Origin of the sequence: Myxococcus sp. CA039A (genome assembly GCF_013336645.1) — a bacterium.
Taxonomy (GTDB): Bacteria; Myxococcota; Myxococcia; order Myxococcales; family Myxococcaceae; genus Myxococcus; species Myxococcus llanfairpwllgwyngyllgogerychwyrndrobwllllantysiliogogogochensis.
The window spans coordinates 1-5270 of sequence record NZ_JABUMQ010000504.1 but is presented as its reverse complement, the minus strand read 5'-3'; the positions used below and the strand labels follow the sequence as shown (position 1 = coordinate 5270).

General features: G+C 70.3%; 5 protein-coding genes. 2 read left to right on the top strand and 3 right to left on the bottom strand.

Going from position 1 to position 5270, the window contains the following annotated elements:
• Positions 1–168 precede the first annotated feature (168 nt).
• Together HR086_RS44470 and HR086_RS44465 are read right to left on the bottom strand one after the other, a co-directional pair.
• Positions 169–636, bottom strand: a complete 468-nt coding sequence (locus HR086_RS44470) for a GNAT family N-acetyltransferase (RefSeq protein ID WP_174468672.1) — start codon at positions 634–636, stop codon at positions 169–171.
• Positions 548–1627, bottom strand: a complete 1080-nt coding sequence (locus HR086_RS44465; RefSeq protein WP_141646655.1) for an ATP-grasp domain-containing protein — start codon at positions 1625–1627, stop codon at positions 548–550. Before HR086_RS44465 ends, HR086_RS44470 begins: the two co-directional genes overlap by 89 nt.
• 148 nt (positions 1628–1775) lie before the next feature.
• On the opposite strand from HR086_RS44465, the gene HR086_RS44460 reads away from it, so the two are divergent.
• Together HR086_RS44460 and HR086_RS44455 are read left to right on the top strand one after the other, a co-directional pair.
• Positions 1776–3071, top strand: a complete 1296-nt coding sequence (locus tag HR086_RS44460) for an HD domain-containing protein (RefSeq protein WP_174468671.1) — start codon at positions 1776–1778, stop codon at positions 3069–3071.
• Entirely contained in the window at positions 3068–4600 is a 1533-nt protein-coding gene (locus HR086_RS44455; RefSeq protein ID WP_174457561.1) for an MBL fold metallo-hydrolase, read from the top strand. Before HR086_RS44460 ends, HR086_RS44455 begins: the two co-directional genes overlap by 4 nt.
• Positions 4601–4616: 16 nt before the next feature.
• On the opposite strand, the gene HR086_RS44450 is transcribed toward HR086_RS44455, so the two are convergent.
• Positions 4617–5270, bottom strand: a 654-nt coding sequence (locus HR086_RS44450) for a GlsB/YeaQ/YmgE family stress response membrane protein (RefSeq protein ID WP_174468670.1), incomplete at its 5' end; no start/stop codon positions are given.

Here is a 5270-nt window from a genome sequence, read left to right as displayed (position 1 = left end):
GACAGCGGTGGGAGCGGGGGCCTGGGCCCAGGCGGCGGGGGCGCCCGTCAGCAGGGCGCACAGGGACACGAGGGCCAGGGACATCGGTCGGAGCGTGCGAGTCATCACGCCCCTTCTAACGGGGGAGGCGGTCAAAGTCTTCAACCGCCCCACACCCCGTGCGGTGGCCTACAGCCGCTTGGTGAGGATGATGAGGTCGTCCCCCACCTTGTAGAAGTCGCGGATACGCGCTTCCTCGCCGTACTTCATGGACGCGTAGAAGCCGCGCGTCGGGCCGTAGGCCTCCGTCGCGCTCGTCTCCACGCGGATGAGCCGGCCGTTGCGCCGACGCAGGTCTCCCTCCATCGCGGACACCAGCGCCGCGCCCACACCCTGACCGCGCACCTCCGGAGAGGACGCAATCCAGTACAGGTCGTAGCAGTCCTCCGTCATCGGCGTGGGGCCGTAACAGACGTAGCCAACCAGTTGGCCGTCCCGGTCCGCGACGACGATGGCGTAGTCCGTGTTGCCCGGCGTAAGCGCGATGCCGACCAGCTCGATGGCGACCTCAACCTCCTGCGGCGAGAAGGTTTCGATCTTTCGAATCAGCGCGGCGAGGGGCTCCCGGTCCTTTCCTTCGATGGGACGGATGTCCATGGGCTCTTTCGGAAGCGACCTCCACCAGTCGGGCGGCGAGGGCTGGGTAGTCCAGGCCCGCGGCGGCAGCGGCTCTGGCGAACCCCGCACCCGGATGAAGGTCGCAGTTGGGGTTGATATCGATGACGTAGGGCACACCCTCCGGAGACACCCGAAGGTCGACCCGTCCATAGTCCTGACAGTCGAGCGCTGCAAAGGCTTCCAGCGCGACCTGCACACAACGAGCTTCCAGCGCCGCATCCACCTGGCACGGCCCGGCGGGCGTATCCCGGTACTCGGGAGAGCCCTCCTCCCACTTGGCGCTGTACGACACGATGTTCGGCCGGTCCTCGAAGGTCCGACCGAAGTGGATTTCAGTCAACGGCAGCGCACGGCGCGGCTGGTTTCCCAACAGCGGCACGTAGATTTCGCGGCCGGGGATGAACTGCTCCACCAGCGCGGGCTGGTGGAAGGTGCGCAGCACCGCCTCGCAGGCGCGCACCAACGCGGAGCGCTCGTACACGACGGAGTCTCCCGTCACGCCCATGCTGGCGTCCTCGCGCGCGGGCTTGACGATGAGGGGCCAGGGCAGGTCCACCGCCAGCGCGTCCTCCAGTCGCTCCACCACGCGGAAGGCGGGCGTGGACACGCCGCGCGCGCTGAGCAGCTCCTTCGCCTTGGGCTTGTGCAGCGCGAGCCCCAGCGACAGGGCGGACGAGCCGGTGTAGGCCAGCCCCAGCGCATCCAGCAGGCAGGGGACCGCCATCTCTCCCCGGCTGTCCGCGGCGAGCGACTCGCAGAGGTTGACGACGAGGTCCGGCTGCCGGCGCCGCAGGATGTCCACGAAGTCCAGCCGGTCACCCTCGATGGCGAGCGGCTCGGCGACGGTGTCTCCCTGGGTGAGCGCTTCCGAGAGCGCGGCGGCGACTCGCACCACGTCCTCTCGGGCCTCCCGTCCCGGGTCATCCTGGAGGAGCTCGTGGTCGCGGTTGTGCAGCAGAATGATGTGCATTCGGAGGTGCCGGGAGGGTTACCACGTCCCCCGTTCCGAGCCCAGTCCACTGGTGACGGTTGGTTACCTCCTGGGCTACCTCCCGGAAGGGCTTGCAGTACGGTGGACTACCTCCGATAGGGGTATCCAGGAGTATGGAAAGGGCACCATGCGCATCCGCGACCCCATCCACGGCACCATCCCGGTGAGCGAGTCGGAGAAGGCCGTCATCGACAGCCGCCACTATCAGCGGCTCCGCTACGTGCGACAGCTCGGCTTCGGGGACCTGGCCTTCCCGGGGGCCACGCACACCCGGCACATCCACTCCCTGGGCGCCATGCACGTCGCCTCGCGGGTGTTCGGGGCGGTGGCCGCCCGCTCGTCGCTTCCCGAGGACGTGCGCGAGCGCTTCTGCACCGCCGTCCGCCTGGCCGTCCTCTGTCATGACCTGGGCCACATGCCGCTGTCGCATGCCTCCGAGCGCATCGCCCCGAAGCGCGCACTGCTGCGCCTGCCCGGCTGGCTGGACTCGGTGGCGGAAGGCGAGCAGGCCACCCACGAGGACTACACGGCGAAAATCCTGCTCGACAGCTCCCTGACGCCCATCATCGAGCGCGAGTTCGGCGCCCAGGGCATCACCCCCATGGGCGCGGTGGCGCTGATTACGGGGGCAAAGCCGCCCAAGGACCCGGGCTTCACGTGGGATGGCGTGGACTGGACGCCGCTGCTGCGCGCCATCGTCTCCGGCGAGCTGGACGCGGACCGCATGGACTACCTGCTGCGCGACTCATTCTACACGGGGGTCAACTACGGCCGGTACGACATGGATTGGATCATCGGCAACCTGAACCCGGCGGTGAAGGACGGGCGGGCCTACCTCGCGCTGAGCCGGGCGGCGGCGTTCGCCTTCGAGGACTTCCTCCTCAGCCGGTACCACATGTTCGTCTCGGTGTACCTGCACCACACGTCGGTCAGCTTCGACTACATGCTGCGGCGCTACTACGAGGAGTCGCCCGGCGAGTTCGAGATTCCGTCGGACCCGGAGGCCTTCCTGCTCTGTGACGACTCCGCGCTCTGGTACACGCTGCGCCGCTCACGCAACAAGTGGGCGCAGCGCATCATCACCCGTCAGGGCTTCAAGCTGCTGGCGCAGTACACGGAGCGGGATGCCGGGTATGACCTGGACGTGCTGCGCAGCGCACTCGTCTCGTCGGGCTTCGAGCACTACGTCGTCGAGTCCGTGAACGTCCTCAGCAAGTACGCGTCCGGGCCCGCGAGCCCGGGGCCGAGCCTGTTCATCATCGACGCGTCCACCGGACGGCTGACGGAAGTGGCGCGCTACACGGCGCTGTACCAGCGCTACAGTGGGGCCGTCCGCCTCACGCGGCTGTTCGTGCGGCCGGACCAGTCGGAAGCAGCGCACGAGCTGATGGGCCAGCTCCTCGGTCAGGCGGTGCAATCATGAGTGAGCGTCTTCCCGGTCTGGGCCTCGGCCTGGACCTGAGCCATGTCCCCGCCGAGCCCCGCGCCTCCGCGGTGGCGCTCCTGTACCGGCGCGTGGGCCCGGGCGTGGAGGTCTACTGGGTGAAGCGCGGCAAGGCGCTGGCGTTCGCGGGCGGCTTCTACGCGTTCCCCGGAGGCAAGCTGGACAAGGCCGACGCGGATGTCCCCGTGCGGGGCGTCAGTGGAGAGGAGGCCGCGTTGCGCTCGGCCGCCGCGCGCGAGCTCTTCGAGGAAGCTGGCGTGCTGATGGCCGAGGGCGCCGAGGCGCTCTCCCAGGAGAAGCAGGACGCGCTGCGAAAGGCGCTGCTGGCGGGACAACGCGGCTGGGGCGAGCTGCTCCAGAGCGAGGGCCTGGCGCTGCGCGCCGAGGACTTCCGTGTCGCGGGGCGGTGGATTACTCCGCACGCGGTGCCGGTGCGCTTCGACACGCACTTCTATCTGGTGGAGCTGCCGCCGCACGCCCGCACGGAGCTGTGGCCTGGAGAGCTGTCGGAGGGCGCGTGGGTGTCGCCCGCGCTGGCGCTGGCGCGCTGGGGTGACGGCTCCGCGTTGCTTCATCCGCCCGCGGTGCATGCGCTCCAGGTGCTCGGAACCTTCACGGACGAGGCGGACGCGAGGGCGCGGCTGGCGACGCCGCCGTACTGCCCGGGCTACATCGCCCAGCGCATCGAGTTCCAGCAAGGCGTGCGCGTGGTGGCGCTGGAGACGCCCACGCTGCCGCCCGCCACACACACCAACGCGTATGTGCTGGGCAACGGCGAGCTGCTGCTGGTGGACCCGGGCTCCGGAGACGTGAAGCAGTACGCGAAGCTGTTGTCGCTGGTGTCGGGCTTGAAGGCGGACGGGCTCAAGCCGGTGGCGGTGGTGCTGACGCATCACCATGGCGACCACGTCGGCGGCGCGCGCGCGGTGAAGGAGCGGCTGGGCATTCCGCTGTGGTGCCATGCGAAGACGGCGGAGTGGCTCGACTTCCCGGTGGAGCGGTTGCTGGAGGACGGCGAGGTGCTGGAACTGGCGGGGGAGGTGCCCCAGCGCTGGCGGGTGCTGCACACGCCCGGGCACGCGCGGGGCCACATCTGCCTCGTGGATGAGCGCAGCCGCGCGGCGGTGGTGGGAGACATGGTGGCTGGCGTGGGCTCCATCGTCATCGATCCGCCCGAGGGCAACATGCGCGACTACCTGGCGCAGCTCGCCCGGCTGCGCGACTGGCCCGTCGGCACGCTGTATCCCGCGCATGGCCAGCCGTTGCCGGACGGGCCCGCGAAGCTCCAGGAGTATCTGAATCACCGCGCCCAGCGCGAGGCGCTCATCCTCCAGGCGGTGCCGCCCGAGGGTGTCACGCTGGCGCAGGTGGTGGAGCGGGCCTACGCGGACACGCCGCCGTTGCTGCATCCGGTGGCGGAGCGCAGCGCGTTGGCCACGCTGGAGAAGCTGGTGGCCGAAGGCCGCGTGCGCGAGGAGTCGCTGCAGTACTTCCGCATCGGCGCGTGAGCCCGAGGGGCGGACTTCAGAACCGCCCCATCAGCCCCAGTCGTGGACCGTGCTCGGTCATCCCCGCGACGGGCAGCAGCCTCACGCCGGAGTCATGCCGCGTCTGCGCGGGCGGCGTCACGGGGCGCTGCGACTGGTGGGACAGCTCGTAGCCCGTGGTGGCTCCGGCGACGGGGAGCAGCAACAGGAGCGCGGCGAGCGCCTTGTCGTCATCGTTGGCGCCGAGGATGAGCGAGCCCAGGAGCGCGCCGCCCCAGCCCACCAGGCTTCCTCCGACGGTGGCGAGCAGCGTGCCCTTGCCGTCCATGAGCCGGCCGCCCGCCCAGGTGCCCGCGGGGATGCCGATGACGACGCCGGTGAGGCCACCCACCAGCGAGACGACCTGACACTCGTCGCAGCCCACCGTGGGCGCGCCGAGCAGATAGCCCACCACCAGGCCCACGGCGCCGCCCGCGATTCCGCCCGCGGTTCCTCCCACGAACTCCACCGCGACGCGGGGCACCGGGTCCTCCACGGCGGCCTTGCGGCTGGGCCGGGCCTCTTCCGTCACCTCGGTGCCGGCGGGCGGGGTGGGGGTGGCCTGGGTGTCGTCGTCGCCCTGGTCGTCCCGCGACGTGCTGTCTCCTGGCGAGACGGGGACGAGCGGGGGAGGCGACAGCTCCCTGTCTCT

Coding starts and splice junctions, on each gene's coding strand:
- HR086_RS44470 (WP_174468672.1), bottom strand. CDS start 636: ATGGACATCCGTCCCATCGAAGGAAAGGACCGGGAGCCCCTCGCCGCG.
- HR086_RS44465 (WP_141646655.1), bottom strand. CDS start 1,627: ATGCACATCATTCTGCTGCACAACCGCGACCACGAGCTCCTCCAGGAT.
- HR086_RS44460 (WP_174468671.1), top strand. CDS start 1,776: ATGCGCATCCGCGACCCCATCCACGGCACCATCCCGGTGAGCGAGTCG.
- HR086_RS44455 (WP_174457561.1), top strand. CDS start 3,068: ATGAGTGAGCGTCTTCCCGGTCTGGGCCTCGGCCTGGACCTGAGCCAT.